The following is a 25,938-nucleotide window of genomic DNA, read 5'->3' as shown; positions in this document are numbered from 1 at the left end:
ACTGTTATAAAAAGACATCTGCAAATGTAACAAATTTGCGGTTGTCTTTTTTGTAATACTTTTAATTCACAGTATTGCCTAATGATGATTTTATTAAAATATGATTGTATACAAAGATACAATATACTTTTTTAAAACAAAAGAATGTTGGAATTTCAATGTTTTTGCCTTGAAGTTACTAAAATGGAATGCTAATATTATCCTAAGGAAAATAAGAAGGAAAAGAGCGCTTTTTAAAATTAAAAAGAAAAGGAAATTCAAACATAATAATATAGCAAATTAGTTAAAAATGTAATGAGGCTTTGGGAAATATTATCCTGTAATATTTATGTAATGCAGCAGAAGATGATTTTGCTATATCGTTAAAACAGAGAGGTCAGATAATGGAAAGGCGATCCTTAAGAAAAAAAGAGTTGGTACTGCAGGGGAATGAGGCTTGCGCTAAAGGAGCGATCTATGCAGGCTGCAGATTTTTTGCAGGATATCCTATAACACCGTCGACAGAAATCATAGAAATGATGTCCGCAGAAATGCAGAAATCAGGCGGTGCATTTATTCAGATGGAAGACGAGATAGGATCTGCATGTGCCATAATAGGTGCAAGGTGGGGCGGAAAAAAAGCCATGACAGCTACGTCAGGTCCGGGATATACATTGATGCAGGAAGCTATAGGGTTTGCGGCAGTAACAGAAACTCCCATAGTGATAGTAAATGTTCAGAGAGGAGGCCCTTCAACGGGCCAGCCGACGCTTTCATCACAACAAGATATATATCAAGCCAGATATGGCAGTCATGGTGATTATGAAATTATTGTTCTTACTCCTTCTTCTGTTCAGGAAATGTTCGATTTTACAGTGAGAGCTTTTGAACTTGCAGAACAATTCAGGACACCAGTTATCGTTTTGGCTGATGAGGTAGTAGGCCATATGAGAGAGAAGATAGCAGTTGAGGGCGGTTCGAAAATTATTGAAAGTGTGAAACATCAATATGTAGTATCTCCGCAGGCTGATTTTTTTCAGGGGAAAAACACCATGGTTGAAGGTCAGCTTCATGATGAACAAGGCAGAAGGATAGGGCATTTGGCAAAGCGAAGCGGTGAATTCATAAATGATATAAACAGAAAAATATCAGATAATACGGATATCATAGCAAGCATAGATACGTATTTTATGGAGGATGCTGATGTAGCTATCGTGGCCTATGGTTCGGTCGCAAGACCTTCACTTAATGCCGTAAAGCTGGCAAGAGGCGTCAAGGACGGAAGAATTGCTTCAAAACTGAGGATTGTAAAAGACCTTTTCAGAAAAGGTGTGCAGGAAACATTGCATACAGATTACAGTCATCTTAAAGTGGGGTTGGTGAAAATAAACACTGTATGGCCGTTTCCGGAAAAATTACTCAAAGAGGCTGCAAAAAATGCTGATATTATCATAGTGCCTGAGATGAATGTAGGCAAATATTTCAGAGAAATAGAAAGAGTTTTTAAGGATAAAGCTGTTATATCTATGCCGAAATGTGGCGGTGATATTCATACTCCAAAGGAGATATTGGATAAGATATTGGAGGAGGCAGGAATAAATGAATAAACTGTATGAGAAATATATTAAAACGGAATCGTTGCCTACACTATTTTGTCCCGGCTGCGGAAACGGAATAATACAGTTTGCGGCGGCCAATGCTATGGATGAGCTGGGGATAAAAGATGATATCGCTTGTGTAAGCGGGATAGGATGTTCATCATGGATACCTTGTTATTATAAAATGGATGTCATGCATACTATGCACGGGAGAGCGCTGGCATTTGCGGAAGGTCTGAAATTGGCCAGACCTGATAAGAAAATAATGGTCTTCACCGGAGACGGAGACTGTCTGGCTATCGGAGGCAATCATCTTCTTCATGCAGCGTCCAGAAATATAGATTTGACAGTTATCATGGTAAATAATTATATATATGGGATGACAGGAGGACAGAAATCTCCCTCCACACCAAAAGGCGCGATCACTAAGACATCTCCCTTTGGATGTATAGATGAGCCTATAAACGGATGCAGGCTCGTGATGTCACTTGGAGCCAGTTATGTGGCCAGATGGACGACAGCTCATCCTGTTCAGCTGGCAAAATCTATAAAAGACGGCTTGATGCACAGAGGCTTTTCTTTTATAGAAGTTCTTTCGCAGTGCCCTGTTCAGGCCGGGAAAAGTATATACGGGGAGAAGGATCCGGCAAAGATAATGCGGCTATACAAAGAAAATACTTATTTATACAAGGAAGGAAAAACACGTATAGAGGGGAAGATTCCTATAGGCGTATTCAGAAATGATGACGGAGCAGAAGAGTATATAGAAAAGACAGAAGCCAGACTTAGAGAACAAGGAATAGAGAGGACGGAGTCATGGTCAGTATCACAGTAGATAAAGCATGCTGCAAAGGATGCAATATATGCCTTGCTGTATGTCCAAAGAAGGTTTTGGTGAAATCAAAAAAACGCAATAATTACGGAACTACAATGCCAAATATAAGTAAAATCGAGGAGTGTGTAGTTTGCAGAATGTGCGAGAAATTATGCCCGGATGGAGCTATAAATGTAGAAGGAGAGTAGGAAAGATGAGAATTAATATAAGGTTCGCAGGAGCAGGTGGGCAGGGAGTCATATTGGCATCTGTTCTGCTGGCAAAAGGATATGGGTTGGGAGAAAATTACAATATTTCCCAGACGCAAAGTTATGGCCCGGAGGCAAGAGGCGGTGCATGTAAAGCAGAAGTAGTCATATCTGATGAAACTATAGATTATATGAAAGTAGATACAGCGGATGTGTTTGTTGCCATGAATCAGATAGGGTTTAATAAGTACATCGATACAGTAAAAAAAGATGCAGTCATTTTAGTGAACAGTACTCTTGTAGATGAAGATACCAATGGTTGTTACGCAATACCCGCTACGCAAATAGCAGAGGATATGGGCAAACCTTTTACCGTGAATATGGTGATGCTGGGAGCGTTGACTAAACTTCTCCCAAAGATACATTTTGATACTGTGGAAGACGAGATCAGAAAAGTTTTTGCGGCAAATGTAGCTGACTCTAATATAGAGGCTTATAGGAGAGGTTATGACAGTATAGCTGAGGCGTTGGCAGACGAAAGAAAAATGGCGTAAAAATCTATTTTTGCTGTGGATTGTCTGCATAAATATGGTATACTTTGTACAATAAAAAGTATACGCTATTCAATATGAATAAAATACAGCGTTAATTGGGAAAATCTTTAAAGACAGCTGTTGCAGACAGAAAGGAGATTATTATCATGGCAAAAATTTTAATAAGCCCTTCAAGATATGTTCAGGGCGCAGGGGAAATGAAGAAATTGGGAACTTATGCGGCAGGATATGGGTCGAAAGCTCTCATTCTCATAAGTCACGGCGGATATAAACGGATAGGCGATGAGATCGAGGAAAGTTTTAAGAACGCAGATTGTCAGCTGAAATTTGATTATTTTAACGGTGAATGCAGCAGAAATGAAATCGACAGAATATCAGCACTGATGAAAGACAGCGGATGTGATTTGGTAGTAGGAGTAGGAGGCGGTAAGATATTTGATACAGCAAAGGCGGTAGCTTTTTACAATAAGACACCTGTGATGATCTGTCCTACCATAGCTTCTACAGACGCACCGTGCAGCGCCTTATCTGTTATATATACAGATGACGGGGTTTTTGAAGAGTATCTGTTTCTTCCTTCAAATCCTAATATGGTGATGATGGATACAGACATCATAGCAAAATCACCGGTGAGGCTTACAGTTGCAGGAATGGGAGATGCTCTGGCAACGTATTTTGAGGCAAGAGCATGTAAGCAAAGCGGAGCTGTATCATGTGCCGGAGGTAAAACGACTGAAGCTGCAATGACATTGGCAGAACTGTGCTTTAACACACTTATGGAAGAAGGGGTAAAGGCCAAGATTGCACTTGAAGCCGGAGCATGCACAGAATCTGTAGAGAAAATCATAGAAGCAAATACACTGCTTTCGGGTATAGGCTTTGAAAGTGCAGGTCTTGCGGGCGCTCACGCTATTCATAACGGAATGACTGTGCTGGAGGAATGCCATGATATGTATCATGGAGAGAAAGTGGCTTTTGGTACTATAACGCAGCTGGTGCTGGAAAATGTACCTGTTGAGGAGCTTGAAGAGGTTATAGAGTTTTGTATAGAAGTGGGGCTTCCTATAACATGGAAGCAGCTCGGAGCGAAAAAAATAACGGATCAGCAGATAATGGAAGTGGCTGAAGCGGCTTGTGCCGAAAACGATACTCTCCATAACATGCCGTTTGAAGTAACTCCTGAAACGGTATTCGCTGCTCTGAAGGCAGCGGATGCATATGGACGGTATTATCAGGGTGAATAAGTGGCTCTTGGTATTGAATGAAGTCAAAGGAGATATATTTGAAATGCGCTAGTATGGAGAATATATCTCCTTTTGTTGATTATAGAGACGATTGGTTGTAAAATCAGAGCAGGAGGTAGTAAATAATGGATAATTATAAATTATATATCAATGGAAAGTATGTGAATGGCGACAGCGGGGAGTTCATTTCTGTAGAGAATCCTGCTGACAGACAGATATTCGCAAGAGTTCCTGACGGCAATCAAGCTGATGTAGACAGGGCTGTAGCTGCTGCGAGAGCAGCATTTCCCAAATGGAGCGCTTTAAGCCCTGAGGAGAGAGCTGATTATGTCGGAAAATTTGCTGATTATATTGAAAGGCATAAGGATGAAGTAGGCAAGACAATAACAAGTGAGATCGGAACCCCTGTAAAATACGTATATGGCTTGCAGGTGGTAAGTTCTATAGAACAGGCGAGATATTATTCAGACCTTGCGAGAAATTATAGTTACAGTGAAAAGTGTGGCAATAATATAGTAAGAAAAGAGCCTATAGGCGTTATAGCTTGCCTTACTCCATGGAATTACCCTATTTATCAGGAAACTTCGAAGATATTTCCTGCTATAGCGGCAGGTAACTGTATCGTTCTTAAACCAAGTCAGCTGGCTCCTGTTTCAGCATATGTTCTGTCAGAAGCAGCTGAAGAGATAGGCTTGCCTCCGGGAGTCATAAATATAGTGACAGGACGCGGAGAGCAAGTAGGAACACTTCTTTCAAAACATGAAGATGTAGATATGGTATCCTTTACGGGGTCTACACAGCAAGGAAAAAAAGTAGGAATGATGGGTATTGAGAGCAATGTCAAGAAGATCGCTTTGGAACTTGGAGGAAAATCCGCTTCGGTTATATTAAGGTCAGCCGATTATGAAAAGGCAGCTGTAGGAACGATGATGGAGTGTTTTCTGAACACCGGGCAAACATGTTCTGCATTGACAAGGCTGATTGCACCTCGTGAAATAAAAGATGATCTGGAGAACTTCATGTTGGCATTTGTAAAAGAACTTAAAGTAGGAGACCCAAATGAACCTGATACCAGAATAGGACCGCTTGCCAGTGAGAAGGGATTTCATAAAGTCAATAGATATATAAGGCTGGGTATAGAAGAGGGTGCGAAGATGATTTGCGGAGAGATTCCTGATGATTACGAAAACGGATACTATGTGCAGCCTGTTATTTTTACAGATGTTACTAATGATATGGTAATAGCGCAGGAGGAGATTTTTGGTCCTGTCATGGGCATAATTTATTACGATACAGAAGAAGAAGCTCTCGAAATAGCTAATGACAGTATCTATGGACTTGCGGGAGCTGTATTTGGAGACGAAAAAGAGGCGCTTGAGTTTGCTGAAAAGATACAGGCCGGTACAGTTCTTGTGAACGGCGGAGCTTTTACCATAGATGTGCCTTTCGGAGGGTATAAACAGTCCGGTATAGGAAGAGAAAACGGAAAATGCGGATTTGATGAATTCATGGAAGTGAAGTCTATAAGGATCGGCTGATAATAATAAGAAGCAACTCCATCAGGCTTGGTATTAAAGCTTGATGGAGTTGCTTTTTTGGATGATATCTGCGGGGAAATTTTTTATAGTTTAACGAATTCCGGTTTTCTGCATTTGAATTTGCAGTAATATTTGAACCCCAGTGATCTGGCGAATTCCACTGCATCATTGAAGTGAAATCTGTAATGTTCCGGCGAATGTGCATCGGAACCAAAGGTAAGTATTTCACCGCCAAGCTGGAGATATCTTTTTAATATAGATTCTCTTGGAAGCCATGTTCCTGTACCGTATTTGAAGCTGGAAGTATTGATTTCGAGCCCTTTCCCTTGACGTATTATCAGTTTCAGTATTTCATCGGTAATATCAGTCAGAGGCGTGTAATCATAAAGTTTTCCTATGTATCTGTCAAGTATGCTGAAATGACCGATAACATCATAGTTATGGAATTTTTTGAGACAGCTGTGCATATATACATAAAAATCTTCAAGCATAGACGGACCGTCTACACCGGTATAATCAAGTGTGTATAAGTCTTTATCTTTGAGACAGTGGAATGATCCCAGTATTATGTCATAGTCAAAGGCGTTGATGATCTGATGGGCAGCGTCAAATTGTCCTTCCATTATACCAACTTCGAGGCCTATCATTATATCCATGGTTCCTTTGTATTCTTCTCGTGCTTTTAACATTGTTTCCTGATATTTTTTGAAATCGATAGTAAAAGGAAATTCAGGATCCGGATATCCCGGATCATAATGATCGGTAACTGCAAGTGTTCTGATTCCCTGATCTGCGGCGCTTTTAAGCATTTCTTCCACCGAAACGTCACAGTCATCAGAAAATCCTGTGTGAGTGTGAAAGTCACAATCTATAATATATCTATTATTGTTCATTTGATGATTCATTCCTTTCTGTGTTTTCTGTAAGAGCCGGACGCATTTTTTCGGCTTTTACAAAATTCAGCTCGAACCAGAATGTGGTTCCTTTGCTGACGGTACTGTCAACTCCAAAATTTGATTTATGGAGCGTCAGAATCTCTTTTACTATTGAAAGACCAAGTCCTGAACCTTCTGAGGATCTTACCATATTTGAACTGGCTCTGTAATAACGTTCCCATACATGATTAAGTTCTTCCGGAGCTATTCCCACTCCGTGATCTTCTACTCTGCAGATAACATATTTGCCTCGGCGCTTCAGGGAAAGTATTATTGTCTTGTCTTCCCCGGCGAATTTTATAGCATTGGTGACAAGGTTTGATATTACTTGTTTAATCTTTTCTTCGTCTCCGTTTACTATGTAATTAGCGGAACAGTTAAGTTTAAAAGTATAGCCTTCTTCGTCTTCCATAATCTTATAAGTGTTGAGTATACTCCGGGCGGCCTGTGTAATATTGAAATTACCGGGATGAAGAACCATCTTGCCCGACTGCATTCTTGAAAGTGAAAGAAGATCTCCGACCAACATATTGAGTCTGTCAGCTTCGTCTATTATGACCTTCAAATGCTGTTCTCTTTTTTTTGGATTGTTTCCTGACAGATCGCGAATCATTTCAGCGTATGATTTTATCATGGTGAGAGGTGTTCTCAGGTCGTGAGATACATTTGCGATAAGGTCTTTTTGGAGCATATCGGATTTTTCAAGCTCTATGGAAGCTCTCGTAAGTGTGTCGGCCAGATTGTTTATTTCTGTGTAATGGCCGCCTTTAAATACAATTCCGTACTCTCCGTCAGCCAATCTTTCGGCAGAACGTGTTATTTTTCGTATAGGTCTTGTGATCCTGATGGAAAGATAAAATGAAATAAGACATGCCACCATCAAAGAGATGAACGTCACATATACAAGCTGATTAGTCAGTATCTGTATAGTTGAAGATACCGGATACAGAGGGGAAAATATGTATACCAGCATAGGCTCTTTGTTTTTGTTTGTCAGCAGCTTTCCGTAAGCTAAGACATCTTTTGAGTCATCACTTTTTATTCTTTTGTATACAGAGTCCGCATTCTCTTTGAGCATTATCTGATTGATGGTTTCTATCTGCTCGGCGTAATACTGCGCATTAGTACTGTCCCCTGAAGGTCTGAAATACATGGTATTACCGTCATGAGATACTACATATATGAACATGTCGTTGGTATTTGATATATTTTCTACTGATTTAAGAAATTTTTCGCTGCTTTTAAGCTTATAGGCAGATTCGATGTTTTTGGCGACTCTTCTTGTCTGCTCATCTTTCATGACGCTGTAGAAGCTGTTTAAAAACAGTACTTGAAAAAACCACAGAACTATCATGAGAAATGCGGCGAATAATATGAAATACAGCCATGTTTTGAATTTTATGCTTTTGTAGTCGAGTCTAAGCTTCAAACTTATAACCTACCCCTCTTAATGTAACTATATAATCTCTGTATTTTCCGAGATTGTTTCTGAGATTCTTTATATGAGTATCTATGGTTCTGTCATCGCCGAAGAAGTCGTATCCCCATATATCGGATAAAAGTTTGTCTCTGGAAAGAGCAATATTCTTATTTTCCACAAGGTAAAACAGCAGATCATACTCTTTTGGTGTAAGCTCTACCTTTTTTCCGTCAACGTAGACTGTTCTGGCGGGGATATTAATCTCAAGACCATCGAATTTCATGATTTTTTCGGCGGGCTTTTCAGGGGCGCTGTTTCTCGAAAGAACAGCGTTTACTCTTGCCATCAGTTCTTTTGGGCTGAAGGGTTTCACTACGTAGTCATCTATTCCCAGTTCAAAACCGAAAAGTTTATCGTATTCCTCGCTTCTTGCCGATAACATGATTATAGGAATATCTTTTATTTTTCTTATTTCTTTGCAAGCTGAAAACCCATCAAGTTTAGGCATCATGATATCCATAATGATAAGATCGTAATCATTTAATTTGCAAAGTCCCACAGCTGTCATTCCATCGGCTGCTTCGGTTATTTCGTGACCGTTGAATTCGGAATATTCTCTTATGACCTCTCTTATCTTCTGTTCGTCGTCTGCCACTAAAATTTTCGCCATAGTTAAGTCCTCCTTATGTATATGAATTAAGAATAAGATTTCTATGTGATTTGTATATGAAGCTTATGTAGTGATTGTACCATAATTTGTTGGCGAGGTACAGAAATTGTGATATAATCACACTGGACAATTGCAGAGAAAGGAGGTGTGAGTTATGTTGAAAAAACTAGTCAGAGCTATTTTCACGATGGCGGGAGCCATAGTAGGGTATGGTTTGTTTTTATTGACCAAATTCTGTTTTGCCCTTGCAGGACATGAAGAGCTGGTTGATTTTTCGGAAATACAGGAATTATGTATCGCCGTTTTATTCGCAATTATCTTCGGTTTAATATTTTTCAGATTGACACCTACCCTTAAAAAACAAGGAAACAAGATGGCAAGCAATATAGAATCGGATTTGCAGAAAGTATCTTTGAATGATCTGGTAATGGGTACTATCGGACTTATAGTGGGTCTTATTATCGCTTTTTTGATAAGTCAGGTATATGTCGGCATAAAAATACCGTATTTAGATGTTATTTTGAATATTATTACATACATAATACTCGGATATCTGGGAATCGTCATTGCGACCAAAAAGGGAAAAGATATTAGAAATGCCTGGCCGAGCGCCAAACTTATTTCCTCGGTGGGAGGCAGCAAATCCGGAAAAGTGAAATCTGATGCTTCTCCTAAGATCTTTGATACAAGTGTGATTATAGATGGCAGGATAGCTGATATCATGAAAACAGGGTTTATAGAAGGAACTATCGTTATTCCGGAATTTGTGCTTGTAGAACTCAGGCATATAGCCGATTCGTCTGATGCCCTTAAAAGGAACAGAGGGAGAAGAGGCCTTGATATACTTAATAAGATACAGAATGAATATGGTATCGAGATTTACAATACGACTGCAGAAAAAGCTCTGGATGAGATCCCGGAGGTAGATGTAAAGCTGCTGAAACTGGCGCAGATTATGAACGGAAAGGTAGTCACAAATGATTTTAATCTAAACAAGGTGGCAGGAATAAAGGGCGTTGAGGTTCTCAATATAAATGAGCTTGCCAATACTTTGAAGCCTGTGGTGCTTCCCGGTGAAGAAATGGTGCTGTCTCTTGTAAAAGAAGGCAAGGAGAATAATCAGGCTGTGGCATATCTGGATGATGGTACGATGATAGTAGTCGAAGACGGCAAACGATTTATAGGGAAAACTATAAAAGTGATTGTTACAAGTGTGCTGCAGACATCTGCAGGAAGAATGATATTTGCCAAACCTGCAGTCGGCGGCAGAGGGTAGTGTAATGTATAAAGGAAACAGTATCTCGGTAATAATAGCTGCGGCAGGGAAGGGAACTCGTCTCGGCGGCGATATACCAAAACAATATCTCATGATAGGCAGTAAACCTGTGCTTGCCAAAACACTTAAAGTGTTTTCGGATATGGATGAGATCGATCATATATTTATCGTGGCAAATGAGGAATATATTAAGCATTGCAGGAATATAGTCGGATCGTATGAAATAAATAAGGTACGCGATATAGTTCGGGGAGGCTGTGAGCGACAGGAATCGGTATATAATGCGCTTAAAGCCATAGGAGAAAAATGCCCGGATACTGATTATGTTCTTGTTCATGATGGAGCAAGACCTTTTGTAAAAAGACATGTGATCCATGCAGTGATAGAAGGAACAGTTGAAAAAGGCGCTGCCGTGCCATGCGTCCCTATGAAAGACAGTCTCAGGATGGCGACAGACGAAGTCATGAGCAGGAGTGTTGACAGAAGCCTGTATTTTTCTGTCCAGACACCTCAAGGATTCAGGAAAGATTATTTGAAGCGAGCGTATGACAAAGCATATGCAGAGGGATTATGCGGAACTGATGATGCATCTTTAGCAGAGAAGGCCGGATATAAAGTAATGCTTGTGAAGGGTGATTACGGCAATATAAAGATAACTACGAAAGAGGATTTACCTATGGAGAACAGGGTGGGGACAGGATTTGATGTCCATGCTTTTGCTGAAGGCAGGGATCTGATATTAGGAGGCGTCAGCATTCCCTATGAAAGAGGTCTTGCGGGCCATTCTGATGCAGACGTTGTAATTCATGCTCTTATGGATGCCTTGTTGGGAGCGGCTTCACTGGGGGATATAGGGAAGCATTTTCCTGATACAGATGATCAGTATAGAGGAATATCCAGCATGGTTCTTTTGCAGAGAGTGGGAAAGCTTCTTGCTGCGAATCGCTATACTGTGATAAATGCGGATATTACCGTGATGGCTCAGGCACCTAAGATAGGACGTTATACAGAGGATATGAGAGATAACATTGCAAAAGCTTTAGATCTTGAGAAAAACAGGATTAATATAAAAGGAACAACTACAGAGCGTCTTGGTTTCGTAGGACGGGAAGAAGGTATAGCTGCTGAAGCAGTTTGTTCTATATGCAGATAAGGAGATACACTGATGAAATTATCAAAAATGCACTTGAAAACATTGCGGGAAGTGCCCAATGAGGCTGAAATCCCAAGCCATATTTTAATGCTGAGATCAGGAATGATAAGAAAGTTGGCATCGGGAGTATACGGATTTATGCCGCTGGGATGGAGAACACTTCGAAAGATTGAAGACATAATAAGACAGGAGATGGATTCTGCCGACGGACAGGAGATACATATGTCTGCCATACAGCCATCGGAGCTTTGGGAAGAATCGGGAAGATGGAGCGCTTTCGGTCCTGAACTTTGGAGGATAAAGGACAGACATGGACGTGAGTTCTGCCTGGGCCCTACTCATGAAGAGATTTTTACAGATATAGTCAGAAATGATATTAATTCCTACAGACAGCTTCCTATAAATCTGTACCAGATACAGACTAAATACAGAGATGAAGCAAGACCGAGATTTGGCCTGATGAGAAGCAGGGAGTTTATTATGAAAGATGCTTACTCTTTCGACAGAGATCAGGCGGGCCTTGATAAAAGTTATGAAAAGATGTATGAAGCCTATGAAAAAATATTTACACGATGCGGGCTTTATTTTCGACCGGTGGAAGCTGATACGGGAGCTATAGGCGGAAGTAATTCCCATGAATTTACAGCAATTTCAGAGGTTGGTGAAAGTGAAATCGCTTACTGTGAAAAATGTTCTATGGCGGCAACCGTTGAAAGGGCAGAATGTGTAGACGAAAAGCCTCAAACGGACGTGCAGATGCTTGAAATGAAAGAAGTGCACACTCCGGGGACAAAGACTATAGAAGAAGTAGCCGATTTTCTGGGGCTTGATCAGAAGCAGACCATAAAAGCATTGCTTTTTGTAACATATGATAATGAAGAAAATGAGAATGGCTATGTGGCGGCGTTTGTAAGGGGTGACAGAGAACTTAATATGACGAAGCTTGTCAATGCCCTCGGTATACCTGAGCATGCCATAGAGTTTGCAGATGAGGAAAAAATGGCTGCGGTGACAGGCTGTGTCGGTGGATTTACAGGACCTACAGGTATTCATGACTGTAAGATAGTAGTGGACAGTGAATTGGTAGGACTGAAAAATCTCTGTGCGGGAGCATGCAAAGAAGATTATCATCTTTTAAATGTCAATTACGAAAGAGATTATAAGGGTGATATAGTAACTGATATAAAAACGCTGGCCGAGGGAGATCCATGCCCTGTATGCGGAGCCCCTGTAAAACATGCAAGAGGTATTGAGGTTGGTCAGGTCTTTAAGCTGGGGACCAAATACAGCGAATCTATGAAGGCGTATTATAAAGATGAAAATATGAAGGACCATCCGATTGTGATGGGCTGTTACGGAATAGGCGTGACGAGAACCATGGCGGCAATAATTGAACAGCACCATGATGACAACGGTATTATATGGCCTGTATCGGTAGCTCCATATCACGTAATAATAACTGTAATGAAGCCTGATGATGAGGTTCAGTCACAAGTGGCCGACAGTATATACAAAAAGCTTATGACAGGCGGAGCCGAGGTTCTTGTGGATGATAGGAAAGAACGGCCGGGAGTCAAGTTCAAAGATGCGGATCTTTTGGGTATTCCTATCAGAATCACCGTAGGAAGAGGCGCTTCAGACGGAATGGTAGAGTATAAGATGAGAAGAGATGCCGATAAAGTGGAAATGACCGTAGAAGAAAGTATAAAAAAGGCCATTGATACAATCGATGCGGAACGATAGGTATTACGGAGCGGTGACGGTACATGAGCAATAACAATGGGAAAGCAGGCAGCGTTAAACAGTATATAAGCATTTTCTGGGAGTTTTTTAAAGTCGGCATATTTACCATAGGAGGTGGTATGGCGATGATACCGCAGATACAACAAGTAGTTGTCAAAGATAAAAAATGGCTTAAGGAGGAAGATATGCTGGACTGTATAGCTGTCAGCCAGTCCATGCCCGGAGTTATAGCCATAAACAGCGCTACTTATATAGGGAATCGTATGAAAGGTGTGAAAGGGGCGCTGGCAGCTACTATAGGAGTAGTCGCACCTTCTTTCATAATTATAATACTGGCTGTGACCTTTTTAGGAGCCATAGGTGAAAATAAGTATATACTGGGAGCTTTTACTGGAGTGAAGGCAGCGGTATGCGGCCTTATAGCGGTGACTGCTGTAAGGTTGGCAAAACAGAGTCTTGTTTCGGTATTCCAATGGATACTTGCTGTAATATCTTTTGTGGCTATAGGAGTTTTCGGAATTACAGCGATATGGGCCATCATCGCAGGAGCTGCGGCAGGAATAATATATAACAGTATAAGATTTAGAAACAGTGGACACTTGAAAGATGATGTGAATAAAAAGAAAGGTTCGACCTGTGAAAGAAACGATGGTAAGAGCGGGGAGGCGGAAAAATGATGTATTTATATCTTTTTGCCATGTTTTTCCGGATAGGGCTGTTTAGTTTCGGCGGCGGACTGGCAATGCTTCCTCTTATCTTTCAAAGTGTTCAGGATTTCGGAGTCATGTCTTCACAGGAATTTTCCGACCTTGTAGCTCTGTCACAAGTAACACCTGGTCCTGTGGCTGTAAATGCCGCTACATATGTAGGATTTAATTATTCGGGGATACTGGGATCTTTTGTTGCTACATTGGGCGTATGCCTTCCGTCTTTTGTCATAATGCTTATAGTGATGAAATTCATAGAGAAATTTAATGACAGCAAGGGAATACAGGGAGCTTTCGTGGGAATAAGGCCTGTAACGATAGGTATGATAGCAGCGGCAGCTATATTTGTCAGTGAATCTGTACTGGTGAATGGCTCTCTGATCTCAATGAAACTGTTTACAGGAGGCGTTGAATTTTTTAATTTTATCCCCATAGCAATGTTTGCCGTAACGATAGTTTTGGTAGGTGTGTTTAAAATGCGGCCTATAAGAGTGATGATACTGATGGGTATAGCAGGAGCGTTTTTATGTGGATAGGTGGAGTAAGAGTAATTGTATTGGATGATAGAGACAGAATGCTGTTGGTTAAACAGCGTCATGAAGACAATGATATATGGATGGTGCCCGGAGGCGGAATAGAAGACGGAGAAAATGCTGCCGATGCGGCAGTCAGGGAAGTAAAAGAGGAAACAGGACTTGATATTGAAATAGGGACTCTTATATGGCATGTGGAAGAAGTATCGCAGCGAGGACAGCGATTCGTGAATTTTTTTCTCGGAAAGGTGTCCGGTGGGGAGCTTGCGCTGGGAGAGGATCCGGAATTTGATGAAGCGCATCAGGTCCTCAGAGAAGTACGGTTTATGACACGTGAAGAAATGAAGTTGATCCCTAAACTTTATCCTGAATTTTTGCGGGATGAGTTTTGGTCTGTCTTTGAAAACGAAAAATTTGGTTATAACGTGTTCAGAATGCGTTAAAAGGAGGAATTATAAATGAAATATGTAAAGATTGAAATGGAAAACGGCGGTGTGATGAAGGGAGAACTTTATCCTGATATAGCTCCGAAGACTGTTGAAAATTTTATAAAGCTTGTGGAAGAAGGGTTTTATGACGGCCTTATTTTCCACAGAGTTATACCGGGATTCATGATACAGGGTGGATGCCCTGACGGTACAGGAATGGGAGGTCCGGGTTATACAATAGAAGGAGAATTCACGGCAAACGGATTTAAAAATGATCTCAAACATGAAAGAGGCGTATTGTCCATGGCAAGAGCGATGGACCCTAATTCAGCCGGATCACAGTTTTTTATCATGGTGAAAAATTCACCTCATCTGGATGGGCAGTATGCTGCGTTTGGTAAAATAACAGAAGGTATGGAAGTGGCAGATGAAATCGTAAAACAGGACAGGAACAGAGCAGACCGGCCTGATGTACCTCAGGTGATGAAGAAGGTGTCCATCATAGAGGAGTAACATCTTTTGCAGTAATAACAGACTTAATGTTTTGATTTTTCCAATCCCGGTATGATCTGTCATTGTACCGGGATTTTTGATGCTCTGACAGAGAGGAAATATAAGAGATGAAGACGGTAAGTGAACATAAGAAAACGGATCTGGGAAGTGAGCCTGTGGGAAAACTTCTGCTGCGGCTTGCGCTTCCTGCAATAACTGCACAGATTGTTAATGTGCTTTATAACATGGTAGACAGAATGTATATCGGACATATTCCCAAAACGGGAGCTACAGCTCTTACGGGAGTAGGAGTCTGTTTTCCCGTAATTATGATAATCAGTGCTTTTGCTGCGCTTATGGCCATGGGAGGAGCCCCGAAAGCGTCAATTATGCTGGGACGAAAAGATCATGAAACGGCTGAACGTATTCTCGGTTGCTGTACGAGCGGAACTGTTATAGCCGGAATAATTCTGACGGGTGTACTCCTGTTATTTGGAAAAGATCTTCTGCTTTTGTTCGGTGCCAGTGATAATACTATAGGATATGCAGAAGGATATATGCGTATATATGCATGCGGCACTCTGTTTGTGCAGATCGCTTTGGGACTTAATTCTTTTATAACTACACAGGGATTTGCAGGTATCAGTATGGTCAGTGTTGTAATTGGAGCAGTAGCCAATATAATCCTTGATCCGATATTCATTTTCGGTTTTGATATGGGCGTGCAGGGGGCTGCTTTAGCTACTATTATTTCACAAGCTCTTTCTGCTGCATGGGTCATCAGATTTCTTACCGGAAAACGGACAGCTCTGAAAATAAAAGCAAAATATATGAAAATCCAGTGGAAAATATATGGACCATGTTTGGCCCTCGGTATGTCCCCATTTATAATGCAGGCTACGGAAGGAGCCATAACTGTTTGCTTTAATTCATCGCTGCTTCATTATGGAGGAGATCTGGCAGTAGGCGCTATGACAATACTGAGCAGTGTGATGCAGTTTTCTATGCTTCCGCTTCAGGGAATCACTCAGGGAGCTCAGCCTATAGTGAGTTTTAATTACGGGGCAGGAAATGCCGTACGTGTTAAACGGACGTTTTTTCTTCTTCTTAGAGCCTCTGTTATTTATTCCATATCACTGTGGGCAATAGCAATGTTTGCTCCAAAGCTGTTTATAATGATATTTACTTCTGATGCTGAACTTGTTTCCTATACGATGTGGGCTATACGGATATATATGGCGATGTCTCTGATCTTTGGTATACAAATCGCCTGTCAGCAGACATTTATCGCTCTCGGCAATGCTAAGACTTCTTTGTTTCTTGCTGTTTTGAGAAAGATAATACTGTTGATACCGTTGATATTTACATTACCGATGTTTTTTGAAGATAAAACAATGGCTGTGTTCATGGCAGAACCGGTGGCTGATACTATCGCTGTGGCTACAACAGCCACTATGTTTCTCATACAGTTTAGGAAGCTGATGAAAAGAATGGAGGACGGCACAAAGATAGATGAGATCAGAAGCTGAAAAATTACAGGGGCTTGTGTTTAAACACAAGCCCCTGTAGTGTAAATGTATATGAGCAGAGGATGATATACAGACCGGCTACATAGTATCGGTCAAATCTATTCTATTGATTTGTCTTCCTGTTCGTTTTCAGCGGACAACATTTCTGCCAAGACATGAATATCTGAAGAAAGTTTATGATAACTTTCACTGATAGATATCAGCAGAGCAGAAATGTCATGAGTGTTTTTCCCGGAAAGCTGATCAACCTGCTGCGGAAAAGGTGTTCTGCCGCATATTAGCTGTGAAACAGAAATTCCAAGCTTTTCTGAAAGTAGCTGTATGGTATCTGCCCTTGGATTTGCATCTTCCTTCAGATACTCCTGCAGGGAAGATCTGGCAATACCGAGTTCTTCGGCAAATTCTGCCAGTGAGATATTTCGTTGTGACATAGTCATTTTGAGTGTTGAAGCTATGTTTCTTTGTATTTTCATAAAAGACCTCTCCTTTCATCATAAGAATAAAGAGGCCTGATAAGCCCAGTAAATGCCATGATATTGGCATTTATACCGATATACCGGTACGCAAATAATAAAAAAGTCATTATTTTATATGTGACAAAAATCAGCCGTATATTAAAATCTCAGAAATTTAAAGGCTTTAAAGCACTATTTTGAGATATATGTATATATAATTTGATTTTAAAACCCAAAACGAGATATGAATGAAAAAGGAATGCTTTTCATAGAAGCGAGCTTTTTTATTAAGTTTTAATAATCTCTTTTTAATCTGAAGTTTCATCTGAGAACTGTAAATAAAAAAGGATTTCTGCTATATTGAGAAATCCTTTTCTGGCGAGGCACGAGGGACTCGAACCCCCAACCGACAGATTCGAAGTCTGCGACTCTATCCATTGAGCTAGTGCCCCAGATATGAATGTATCAATTATAAATGATTTTAGAAGAAGTGGCAAGAGGTTTTGTTTTGCTGAATGTAATTAATCTTATTTGACAGTGAGAGGAAAATCATTAAAATTCCCTTTAAAGTCTTTAATGAAACTTCCGATCTAAGTTTTCATTGTGAGCATATTCCTTGAAACTATCACATTTTTATGATAACATTAATGTGTATGTGCAGATAATGTATTGTATTTTTGATATAAATAAGTAATCAGGGAAAGAAAATTATGCGTTCAAAAATTATAAGAATAATAATTTTGATTATTATAGATGCTGCTATCGTAGCTTTCAGTTCGATCGCTCCGCTGGCATTGAGGTTTGGTATCTTTACGATGGACATGTTCTATCTCATACCTGCTGTTAAGTGCCTTCCGATAGATATAGCAATAACTGTAGCGGTTATGGCGGCATTTAAACTTTATAATCGGGTGTGGACATATGCGGGAGTAGATGAAGTGATTTCCGTGTTCAAAGCATCACTTGTAATAGAAGCGTTGTATGTTGCGTATAGGCTCCTGTGGAGCATCGCCATGCCACGCAGTTTTTATGTGTTTAACTGGGTGTTTCTGTTTATTCTTCTGGCAGGCGCCAGATTTTCACTACGGGTTTTCAGACAGTTTCAGAAGAAATATCAGAAAACAGGTGAAAAGCGGAGAGTAATGATAGTAGGAGCAGGCTCTGCGGCTTCTCTTTTGATTAAAGAGCTTCGTTTCGGACCCGGAACTTCCCGTGTGGTATGTATAATAGATGATAATCCTGCCAAAAAAGGTAAATATATACATGGACTTCCTATAGTAGGGGATAGAGATGATATTCCTAAAATGGCGGATAAGTACAGAGTGGATGAAATAATCATCGCAATACCTTCGGCATCGCCTGTAACCGTTAGAGATATTATTTCCATTTGTCAGGAGACAAATGCAAAGTTAAAGAGATTGCCATCTATTGCTTCAAGTCTCACATCGTCGCTCAGCAGTGCCATAAGAGAGGTGAATTATGAAGATCTGTTGGGAAGAGATGCGGTAGTGATAGAAAATTCGGAGCTTACGGATTTTGTTGCAGGGAAAACAATTATGGTCACCGGAGGAGGTGGCACTATAGGTTCAGAGCTCTGCAGACAGATTATCGCCAATAAACCGGGAAGACTGCTTATTGTGGATATATATGAGAATGGAGCATATGAACTTCAGATGGAGCTTGTCAGATATTATCCGGAGGCAGAGGTTCATGTATTAATAGCATCAGTAAGAGATTATGACAGGCTGGAAAGTATTTTTAAAGAATACCAGCCCGATGTGATATATCATGCCGCTGCTCATAAACATGTACCCCTTATGGAATATTCTCCTAATGAAGCTGTCAAGAATAACTGCAAGGGGACGCTGAACATGGCAAAGCTTGCTGATAAGTATGAGGTTAAGAAATTTGTGCTCATTTCCACCGACAAGGCAGTAAGACCTACCAATGTTATGGGTGCAACTAAGAGGATTTGTGAGATGATAGTGCAGACATACAGCAGAATGTCTGACACGGAATTTGTGGCAGTCAGATTCGGAAATGTATTGGGCAGTAACGGATCCGTAATACCACTGTTCCTTAAGCAAATTGAAGCTGGCGGCCCCATAACTCTTACACATAGGGAGATAACCCGATTTTTCATGACTGTAAGCGAAGCTGTTTCTCTTGTTTTGCAGGCAGGATTACTGGCAAAGGGCGGCGAAATATTTGTGCTTGATATGGGACAGCCTGTAAAGATATATGATTTGGCAGTAAATCTGATAAGAATGAAAGGCTACATTCCTGACCGGGATATCAAGATCGAGATAGTAGGTTTGAGGCCGGGAGAGAAGCTTTATGAAGAACTGCTGATGGCAGAAGAAGGCCTTGAGAGCACTCCTAATGATTTAATATTTGTGGGTCAGCCTATAGACATAGATAAGAATGTGTTTTTGGACAAGTTGAATAGCCTTATAGAAGTTGCCGAGGCTAATAGTAATAATATAAAAGATGAAATAAAAAAGATATGTGATACCTATACTATCACTAAAAATTAACAGGAGTATTGATATGAATATACCTTTTTCACCACCTGATATTTCTCAGGCGGAAATAGATTCTGTAGTTGAGACATTAAAGTCCGGTTGGATTACAACAGGGCCTAAAACAAAAGAATTTGAAAATAAAATATCTGAATATATAGGAATAAAGAAAACAGCATGTCTTAGCTCTGCAACTGCAGCCATGGAAATGACATTGAGGTTGCTTGATATTGGACATGGTGATGAAGTAATAGTTCCGGCATATACCTATACGGCTAGCTGCAGCGTTATCTATCATGTAGGGGCAACCCCTGTAATGGTGGATATACAGAAAAGCGTTCCTGAAATGGATTATGATCTTATGGAAAAGTCTATAACTGAAAATACAAAGGCAATAATTGTTGTTGATTTGGCAGGGATAATATGTGATTACGGTAAAGTTTATGATATCGTGAATAGGAATGAATCAAAATTTGCGGTATCAGAGGATAATGATATTCAGAAAAGACTTGGTAGAATAGCTGTTATTGCCGATTCATCTCACGGCTTCGGAGCTGTAAGGAATGGTAAGAAATCAGGGATGCATGCCGACTTTACATGTTTTTCTTTTCATGCAGTTAAAAATCTTACTACTGCTGAAGGCGGAGCTGTGACATGGAAAAGTATAGATGGAATAGATGATGAAAAAATATATAAAGAATATATGAACCTATCCTTACATGGGCAGACAAAAGATGCTTTGGACAAGACGAAAGCAGGGTCATGGGAATATGACATAGTATATCCTGCTTATAAGTGCAATATGACAGATATACAGGCCAGTATCGGTTTGGAGCAGTTGAAGAGATATCCCAATATGCTTGATAGAAGGCAGGAAATAATAAGAAAATATGATGCTGCTTTTAAGGAAAGGGACGTGAAGGTATTATCGCATCAGAGTGATAGGTATTGTTCAAGCGGACATCTTTACTTCATAAGACCGGAGGGAATAACTGAAGAACAGCGAAACGATATAATAGTTAAGCTGGCGGAGCTTGGCATTGCCAGCAATGTCCATTATAAGCCATTGCCGATGCTTACTGCATATAAAAATATGGGATTTGATATAGTTAACTATCCCAATGCGTATAACTATTATAAAAATGAGATAACTTTACCGTTATATAGCAAGCTGACTGATGAGCAAGTAGAATATATAATAAGCGGTGTGATTAGTATATTGAAGGATTACGAAAGATAATGTTTATATCATGGGAAAAACTGCCCAATGAAATGAAAAATGATAAAGTTAAAGAGTACCATGGCCGGCTGGCGAAAAAACGTGTAAGCCTCTGTATCAAAAGGGCGTTTGATATAGTAGTATCATTAATTATGATTGTATTATTATCATGGTTATTTATTATTCTTGCTGTTATGATAAAAATAGACTCAAAAGGTCCGGTGTTTTTCAGGCAGACAAGAGTAACGGCAGGCAATAAAGATTTTAGAATATTTAAATTCAGAACTATGGTGGATAATGCTGACAAAATGGGAGCTCTTGTTACCTCCGGAAATGATATGAGGATAACTAAAGTAGGGTCAAAAATAAGAAAATGCAGACTTGATGAGATCCCTCAGTTAATTAATGTTCTGAAAGGTGAAATGACTTTTGTGGGAACAAGACCGGAAGTTCGTAAATATGTAGATGCATACAATGATGAAATGATGGCAACATTGCTTATGCCCTCAGGGGTAACCTCGCTGGCGAGCATTAATTATAAAGATGAAGATGCTATAATAGATAAGTGTGTATCAGAAGGTATGGCGGTAGACGAGGCTTATATGCAAAAGGTTTTACCGGAGAAGATGAAGTATAATCTGGAATATATTGAGAGTTTTAGTTTTTTTAAAGATATTAAACTGATGGTTAGAACAGTTGCCAGTGTTTTAAAGTAGGTAGATAGATGAATATACTGATAATAAATCATTATGCAGGTTCTCCTGAAATGGGTATGGAATTCAGACCATATTATTTTGCAAGAGAATGGATAAAAATGGGACATAAGGTGGACATAATTGCCGCAGACTATTCTCATTTAAGAAGAATAAATCCTGACGTAAAAAAGGATTTTCAGCAGGAGAATATAGATGGTATAAATTATCATTGGATAAAAACCGGAAGCTATAAGGGAAATGGTGTGAAAAGAGCTTTGACTATGGCAAAATTTGTGCTAAAGCTATGGATTCATGCCGGCGAAATTATAAAAGATATTGCTCCTGATGTTGTTATAGATTCATCAACTTATCCTCTTGATACATATGTAGGGCAAAGGATAAGAAAAAAATCAAAGAAAAGAGTTAAGGTTATACATGAGGTACATGATATGTGGCCGGCTACATTAATAGAAGTGGGAGGTATGTCAAGAAAAAATCCGTTTGTAATAGCTATGCAATTGGGAGAAAACAGTGCATATAAAAATTCGGATTATGTAGTATCGTTGTTGCCATATGCTAAAGAATATATGGTTCAACATGGTATGCGGCCAGATAAATTTGTCGAAATTGCCAATGGAATAGTGTTAGCGGACTGGGAATCTCCTACGCCATTACCGGAAGAGCATGAAGAAAAATTAAGGAGATTGAAAGAAGAAGGAAAGTTTATTGTGGGATATTTTGGTGGACATGCATTATCTAATGCATTAGAGGCGTTGATTGAATGTGCGACTAAAATTAAAGATGCACAAGTTCAGTTTGCGTTAGTAGGGGATGGTGTTGAGAAATCGAGATTAATGGGGGAGGCTGAAAAAAGAAAACTGAGTAATATTTTGTTCTTAGAGCCTGTAGATAAGCTTGCTATTCCCAACTTATGTAAATATTTTGACATAATATATATGGGAGGAAAGGCATCTCCATTATATAGATTTGGTGTTTGTATGAACAAAATGTTTGATTCATTAATGTCTGGCAAACCAATTATTTGTGCAATAACAACTCCGAAAACCCCGATTTCTGAATATAAATGTGGGGTGATGTTAGATTCAATGGATGTAGAAGGTATAATTAAAAGTATACATAAATTTAAAAACATGGATGATAAGGAATTAGGAGAACTGGAATTAAGAGCTATTTCAATAGCAAAAAACAAGTATTCGTATAAAAAACTAGCTTTAAAATTTATAGATGTAATTAATGGGAGGGTGTCTTAGTATGAAAGTGGATATATTAAGTAAAATAAAGCATAAGGAAATAAGCGTTGGTGTAGTAGGTCTTGGGTATGTAGGACTTCCTCTTGCAGTAGAAAAAGCTAAAGCTGGATTTAAAACAATAGGTTTTGATATTCAAGATGAAAAAGTTTCGCTTGTGAATAAAGGACATAATTATATTGGAGATGTTGTAGATAGCGATCTTCAGAAACTCGTAAATGATGGTATGCTGTCAGCAACAACAGACTTCAGTTTTGTAAAAGATGTTGATTTTATAGCTATTTGTGTTCCAACACCTTTAGATGAGCATCAGCAGCCGGATATAAGCTATGTTAAAAACTCTACTATAGAAATAGCTAAATATATGACTAAGGGTACAATGGTTGTATTAGAATCAACTACATATCCGGGAACAACTGAAGAATTGATAAAACCGTTACTTGAAGAGGGGTCTGGGCTTAAATGTGGAGAAGATTTTTACTTGGGATTCTCACCTGAGAGGGTTGATCCAGGGAATAAGCAATTTAAAACTAAAAATACACCTAAGGTAGTGGGCGCCATCGGGAAAGATGCTACAGAAGTGATATCGGCAATGTACAGAGCTGTTTTAGAAGGTGAGGTTCATGAGGTGTCATCTCCTGCAGTAGCTGAAATGGAAAAAATATTAGAAAATACTTATAGAAATATAAATATAGGTTTGGTCAATGAGCTTGCCATTTTATGTGATAAAATGAATATTAGCCTTTGGGAAGTTATAGATGCGGCCAAGACAAAACCGTATGGATTCCAGGCATTTTATCCAGGTCCGGGACTGGGAGGGCACTGTATTCCACTTGACCCATACTATCTTTCGTGGAAGGCAAGAGAATATGGTTTCCATACATCAATGATTGAATCTTCAATGATGATTAATGATAAAATGCCGGAATATTGTGTAGAGCGTGCAAGCAAAATTTTGAATGTTCATAAGAAAGCTTTGAATGGTTCAAAGGTATTGGTATTGGGGGTTGCGTATAAGCAAGATATAGATGATTATAGAGAAAGTCCGGCAATTCCTGTAATTAGTATATTAAAACAGAACGGTGCAGAGGTGGATTTCTATGATCCGTATATAAAAGCTTTTAAAGATAACGATATAACAATGTCAGGATTAGATAATATAGATGCAGAAAAAATTAAATACTATGATTTGGTTATGATTACATGTGGTCATACTAATATTGACTATAATATGATACAGAAAAATGCCAGAGCAATTTTTGATACTAAGAATGCTATGCAACATATAGAAGATAGAGATAATATAGAGGTGTTATAATAAAAACATGGACTTTACATATAATGCATATAAAAACTTAATAGAAAGATTAAGGGATAATAAGTATAATGTTACAAACTATAAAAACTATAGTAATTATGATAAATGTGCGATATTAAGACATGATATTGATTATTCCGTAGATAAAGCATTGAAGTTTGCTGAATTCGAGAGGCAATTAGACGTTAGAAGTACATATTTTGTGCTAATTTCATCTCCGTTTTATAATATCATAGAAAAGAAAACTAATGAAAAAATCAAGAAAATAAAATCGCTAGGGCATGATATAGGGTTGCATTTTGATGAATTAAATTACAGTGTTGAATACTATGATCAAAATGGTGGAATAAAAAATGTAATACTATCAGAGCTTAAACTGCTGAGGTATATTTTAGGAATAGATGTGGATTCTGTATCTATGCATAGGCCATCAAAAATTACATTGGATGCAGATTATGATTTGTCTCCTGCAATAAATTCATATGGCAACACATTCTTTAAACAATTTAAGTATTTATCAGATAGCAGGATGAGATGGCGAGAAAACATTGAAGATATTATAGAAGCAGATATTTATAAAAGGCTTCATATTTTGACACATGCATTTTGGTATGATAAAGATAGTAGAGATATTAAAAAAACTTTATTTAAGTTTATAAAACAAGGTAATTCAGATAGATATGATATTCTAGGAGATAATATTACAGATTTGAAATCACTGGTAAAAAAGGACGAAGTGTAATGAGGGTAATTGTTAAAGATGTTCTGAAGCATTTAAATAGAATTGGTGAGAAATATATTTTTTTTGGTGATGAAAATGAAATTGTACAGGGATATTCATCATTAGACAATTATAAACCAGGAAGTATTACATGGATAAAAAAAGCAGATAATGTCCCTTTAGAATTTGATACTAGAAACATCAAATTAGCGGTAGTTCAAAAAGGCGAAGAAATAGATATAGAAAATAAAATTATTTGTGAAAATTCAAAGAAATGTTTTTTTTCTATTCTTGATGGGTTATTTGCCAGTGATGATAAAGACGTTGATCCAATTGGCAATGGTACATATATTTCGCCGGAAGTTAAACTGGGAAAGAATGTTATAATTGGGCATAATTGTACATTGGATGGAGAAATAACCATAGGAAATAACACTAAAATCTATAATAATGTTAGTATTATCAATAGGGTTTGGGTTGGAAATAATTGTGTTATAGAGTCAGGTGTAACTATAGGGCATGATGGATTCTCATTTACTGAAAACGAAAATCATGAAAAGCACATGATAAAACATTATGGTGGTGTTAAAATAGGAAATAATGTTCACATAGGAGGGCAGTGTCATATTGCAAGAGGAACAATTGATAATACAGTAATCGAAGATGGTGCTAAGTTAGATACCTTAATTCATATTGCACATAATTGTAAAATCGGTAAAAACACAGTGATTTTACCAGGCTCACTGATATATGGGTCAGCGGTATTAGAGGAAAATGTACAAGTCTCTTCAGGAATAATAAGAAATCAAATGAGAATGAAGAAAAACTCTTTTGCAGGTATAGGGAGTGTTGTTTTGAAAGATGTTGAAGAAAATATAATCGTTGTTGGAGTGCCGGCAAAGCCAATGAGAAAATAGG

The 25,938-nt window shown here is 38.9% G+C and carries 25 protein-coding genes, 1 tRNA gene and 1 pseudogene; 22 read left to right on the top strand and 5 right to left on the bottom strand.

Features of this window, described 5'->3' with window-relative positions; genetic code table 11:
• The first annotated feature begins 383 nt into the window (after positions 1–383).
• The 6 genes from H8692_RS01690 to H8692_RS01665 all read left to right on the top strand — a co-directional run bounded on the left by H8692_RS01690 (position 384) and on the right by H8692_RS01665 (position 5,936).
• The gene (locus H8692_RS01690; protein ID WP_187524860.1) at positions 384–1,586 is read left to right on the top strand and encodes a thiamine pyrophosphate-binding protein; all 1,203 of its coding nucleotides are present in this window, start codon (positions 384–386) and stop codon (positions 1,584–1,586) included.
• On the top strand, positions 1,579–2,412 hold the full coding sequence (locus H8692_RS01685) for a thiamine pyrophosphate-dependent enzyme (RefSeq protein WP_187524859.1): 834 nt from the start codon (positions 1,579–1,581) through the stop codon (positions 2,410–2,412). Before H8692_RS01690 ends, H8692_RS01685 begins: the two co-directional genes overlap by 8 nt.
• A complete protein-coding gene (locus H8692_RS01680) occupies positions 2,394–2,600 on the top strand; it encodes a 4Fe-4S dicluster domain-containing protein (protein ID WP_177269512.1) in 207 nt (68 codons plus the stop codon). The genes H8692_RS01685 and H8692_RS01680 overlap by 19 nt, the downstream gene beginning before the upstream one ends.
• Before the next feature lie 5 nt (positions 2,601–2,605).
• A complete protein-coding gene (locus H8692_RS01675) occupies positions 2,606–3,154 on the top strand; it encodes a 2-oxoacid:acceptor oxidoreductase family protein (protein ID WP_177269510.1) in 549 nt (182 codons plus the stop codon).
• 146 nt (positions 3,155–3,300) lie between these two features.
• Entirely contained in the window at positions 3,301–4,398 is a 1,098-nt protein-coding gene (locus H8692_RS01670; RefSeq protein WP_177269508.1) for a glycerol dehydrogenase, read from the top strand.
• A 125-nt stretch (positions 4,399–4,523) separates the two neighbouring features.
• Positions 4,524–5,936, top strand: coding sequence for an aldehyde dehydrogenase family protein (locus H8692_RS01665; RefSeq protein ID WP_187524858.1), 1,413 nt, complete (start codon positions 4,524–4,526; stop codon positions 5,934–5,936).
• Between the two features lie 83 nt (positions 5,937–6,019).
• On the opposite strand, the gene H8692_RS01660 is transcribed toward H8692_RS01665, so the two are convergent.
• Genes H8692_RS01660 through H8692_RS01650 form a run of 3 tightly spaced genes read right to left on the bottom strand, consistent with a single transcriptional unit; the run spans position 6,020 to position 8,961 of the window.
• A complete protein-coding gene (locus H8692_RS01660) occupies positions 6,020–6,829 on the bottom strand; it encodes a histidinol-phosphatase HisJ family protein (protein WP_177269505.1) in 810 nt (269 codons plus the stop codon).
• Complete coding sequence (locus H8692_RS01655; RefSeq protein ID WP_177269503.1) at positions 6,819–8,300, bottom strand: sensor histidine kinase; 1,482 nt, start codon at positions 8,298–8,300, stop codon at positions 6,819–6,821. The genes H8692_RS01660 and H8692_RS01655 overlap by 11 nt, the downstream gene beginning before the upstream one ends.
• The gene (locus H8692_RS01650) at positions 8,290–8,961 is read right to left on the bottom strand and encodes a response regulator transcription factor (RefSeq protein ID WP_187524857.1); all 672 of its coding nucleotides are present in this window, start codon (positions 8,959–8,961) and stop codon (positions 8,290–8,292) included. Before H8692_RS01650 ends, H8692_RS01655 begins: the two co-directional genes overlap by 11 nt.
• A gap of 154 nt (positions 8,962–9,115) precedes the next feature.
• Between H8692_RS01650 and H8692_RS01645 the strand changes: the two genes are divergently transcribed.
• From H8692_RS01645 to H8692_RS01610, 9 genes and pseudogenes are all read left to right on the top strand, one after another.
• Positions 9,116–10,237, top strand: coding sequence for a PIN/TRAM domain-containing protein (locus H8692_RS01645; RefSeq protein ID WP_187524856.1), 1,122 nt, complete (start codon positions 9,116–9,118; stop codon positions 10,235–10,237).
• A 4-nt stretch (positions 10,238–10,241) separates the two neighbouring features.
• Positions 10,242–10,904, top strand: a pseudogene (gene ispD / locus H8692_RS11020) (2-C-methyl-D-erythritol 4-phosphate cytidylyltransferase); the annotation flags it as partial.
• A gap of 9 nt (positions 10,905–10,913) precedes the next feature.
• Entirely contained in the window at positions 10,914–11,390 is a 477-nt protein-coding gene (gene ispF / locus H8692_RS11015) for a 2-C-methyl-D-erythritol 2,4-cyclodiphosphate synthase (RefSeq protein WP_465250890.1), read from the top strand.
• A gap of 12 nt (positions 11,391–11,402) precedes the next feature.
• On the top strand, positions 11,403–13,133 hold the full coding sequence (locus H8692_RS01635) for a proline--tRNA ligase (RefSeq protein ID WP_187524854.1): 1,731 nt from the start codon (positions 11,403–11,405) through the stop codon (positions 13,131–13,133).
• A gap of 23 nt (positions 13,134–13,156) precedes the next feature.
• Positions 13,157–13,810: a chromate transporter gene (locus H8692_RS01630; protein ID WP_187524853.1), complete on the top strand. Its 654-nt coding sequence runs from the start codon at positions 13,157–13,159 to the stop codon at positions 13,808–13,810.
• A complete protein-coding gene (locus H8692_RS01625; RefSeq protein ID WP_177269494.1) occupies positions 13,807–14,376 on the top strand; it encodes a chromate transporter in 570 nt (189 codons plus the stop codon). Before H8692_RS01630 ends, H8692_RS01625 begins: the two co-directional genes overlap by 4 nt.
• Positions 14,367–14,816 carry an NUDIX domain-containing protein gene (locus tag H8692_RS01620; protein WP_177269492.1) on the top strand — a complete coding sequence of 150 codons (450 nt, stop codon included), beginning with the start codon at positions 14,367–14,369 and terminating at the stop codon, positions 14,814–14,816. Before H8692_RS01625 ends, H8692_RS01620 begins: the two co-directional genes overlap by 10 nt.
• Before the next feature lie 15 nt (positions 14,817–14,831).
• A complete protein-coding gene (locus H8692_RS01615; protein WP_177269490.1) occupies positions 14,832–15,314 on the top strand; it encodes a peptidylprolyl isomerase in 483 nt (160 codons plus the stop codon).
• 107 nt (positions 15,315–15,421) lie between these two features.
• Positions 15,422–16,822, top strand: a complete 1,401-nt coding sequence (locus tag H8692_RS01610; RefSeq protein ID WP_187524852.1) for an MATE family efflux transporter — start codon at positions 15,422–15,424, stop codon at positions 16,820–16,822.
• A 98-nt stretch (positions 16,823–16,920) separates the two neighbouring features.
• Here the strand turns inward: H8692_RS01610 and H8692_RS01605 are convergent, their stop codons facing one another.
• A complete protein-coding gene (locus tag H8692_RS01605) occupies positions 16,921–17,295 on the bottom strand; it encodes a helix-turn-helix domain-containing protein (RefSeq protein WP_187524851.1) in 375 nt (124 codons plus the stop codon).
• Between the two features lie 358 nt (positions 17,296–17,653).
• Positions 17,654–17,729, bottom strand: a tRNA-Arg gene (locus tag H8692_RS01600).
• 258 nt (positions 17,730–17,987) lie between these two features.
• Between H8692_RS01600 and H8692_RS01595 the strand changes: the two genes are divergently transcribed.
• The 7 genes from H8692_RS01595 to H8692_RS01565 are packed head-to-tail and all read left to right on the top strand — an operon-like array spanning position 17,988 to position 25,937.
• Positions 17,988–19,814, top strand: coding sequence for a polysaccharide biosynthesis protein (locus tag H8692_RS01595; RefSeq protein ID WP_187524850.1), 1,827 nt, complete (start codon positions 17,988–17,990; stop codon positions 19,812–19,814).
• Positions 19,815–19,827: 13 nt separating this feature from the next.
• Complete coding sequence (locus H8692_RS01590; protein WP_187524849.1) at positions 19,828–21,039, top strand: DegT/DnrJ/EryC1/StrS family aminotransferase; 1,212 nt, start codon at positions 19,828–19,830, stop codon at positions 21,037–21,039.
• A 32-nt stretch (positions 21,040–21,071) separates the two neighbouring features.
• A complete protein-coding gene (locus tag H8692_RS01585; RefSeq protein WP_465250879.1) occupies positions 21,072–21,734 on the top strand; it encodes a sugar transferase in 663 nt (220 codons plus the stop codon).
• A gap of 8 nt (positions 21,735–21,742) precedes the next feature.
• Positions 21,743–22,984, top strand: coding sequence for a glycosyltransferase family 4 protein (locus H8692_RS01580; protein WP_187524847.1), 1,242 nt, complete (start codon positions 21,743–21,745; stop codon positions 22,982–22,984).
• Between the two features lies 1 nt (position 22,985).
• Positions 22,986–24,299, top strand: coding sequence for a nucleotide sugar dehydrogenase (locus H8692_RS01575; protein WP_187524846.1), 1,314 nt, complete (start codon positions 22,986–22,988; stop codon positions 24,297–24,299).
• 7 nt (positions 24,300–24,306) lie between these two features.
• Entirely contained in the window at positions 24,307–25,041 is a 735-nt protein-coding gene (locus H8692_RS01570; protein ID WP_187524845.1) for a polysaccharide deacetylase family protein, read from the top strand.
• Positions 25,041–25,937 carry a DapH/DapD/GlmU-related protein gene (locus H8692_RS01565; RefSeq protein WP_187524844.1) on the top strand — a complete coding sequence of 299 codons (897 nt, stop codon included), beginning with the start codon at positions 25,041–25,043 and terminating at the stop codon, positions 25,935–25,937. The genes H8692_RS01570 and H8692_RS01565 overlap by 1 nt, the downstream gene beginning before the upstream one ends.
• Position 25,938: the final 1 nt, after the last annotated feature.

Origin of the sequence: Lentihominibacter hominis, assembly GCF_014385065.1 — a bacterium.
Lineage (GTDB): Bacteria > Bacillota > Clostridia > Peptostreptococcales > Anaerovoracaceae > Lentihominibacter > Lentihominibacter hominis.
Note: the sequence above shows the minus strand (reverse complement) of the source record. Positions and strands in the feature narration are given on the sequence as shown.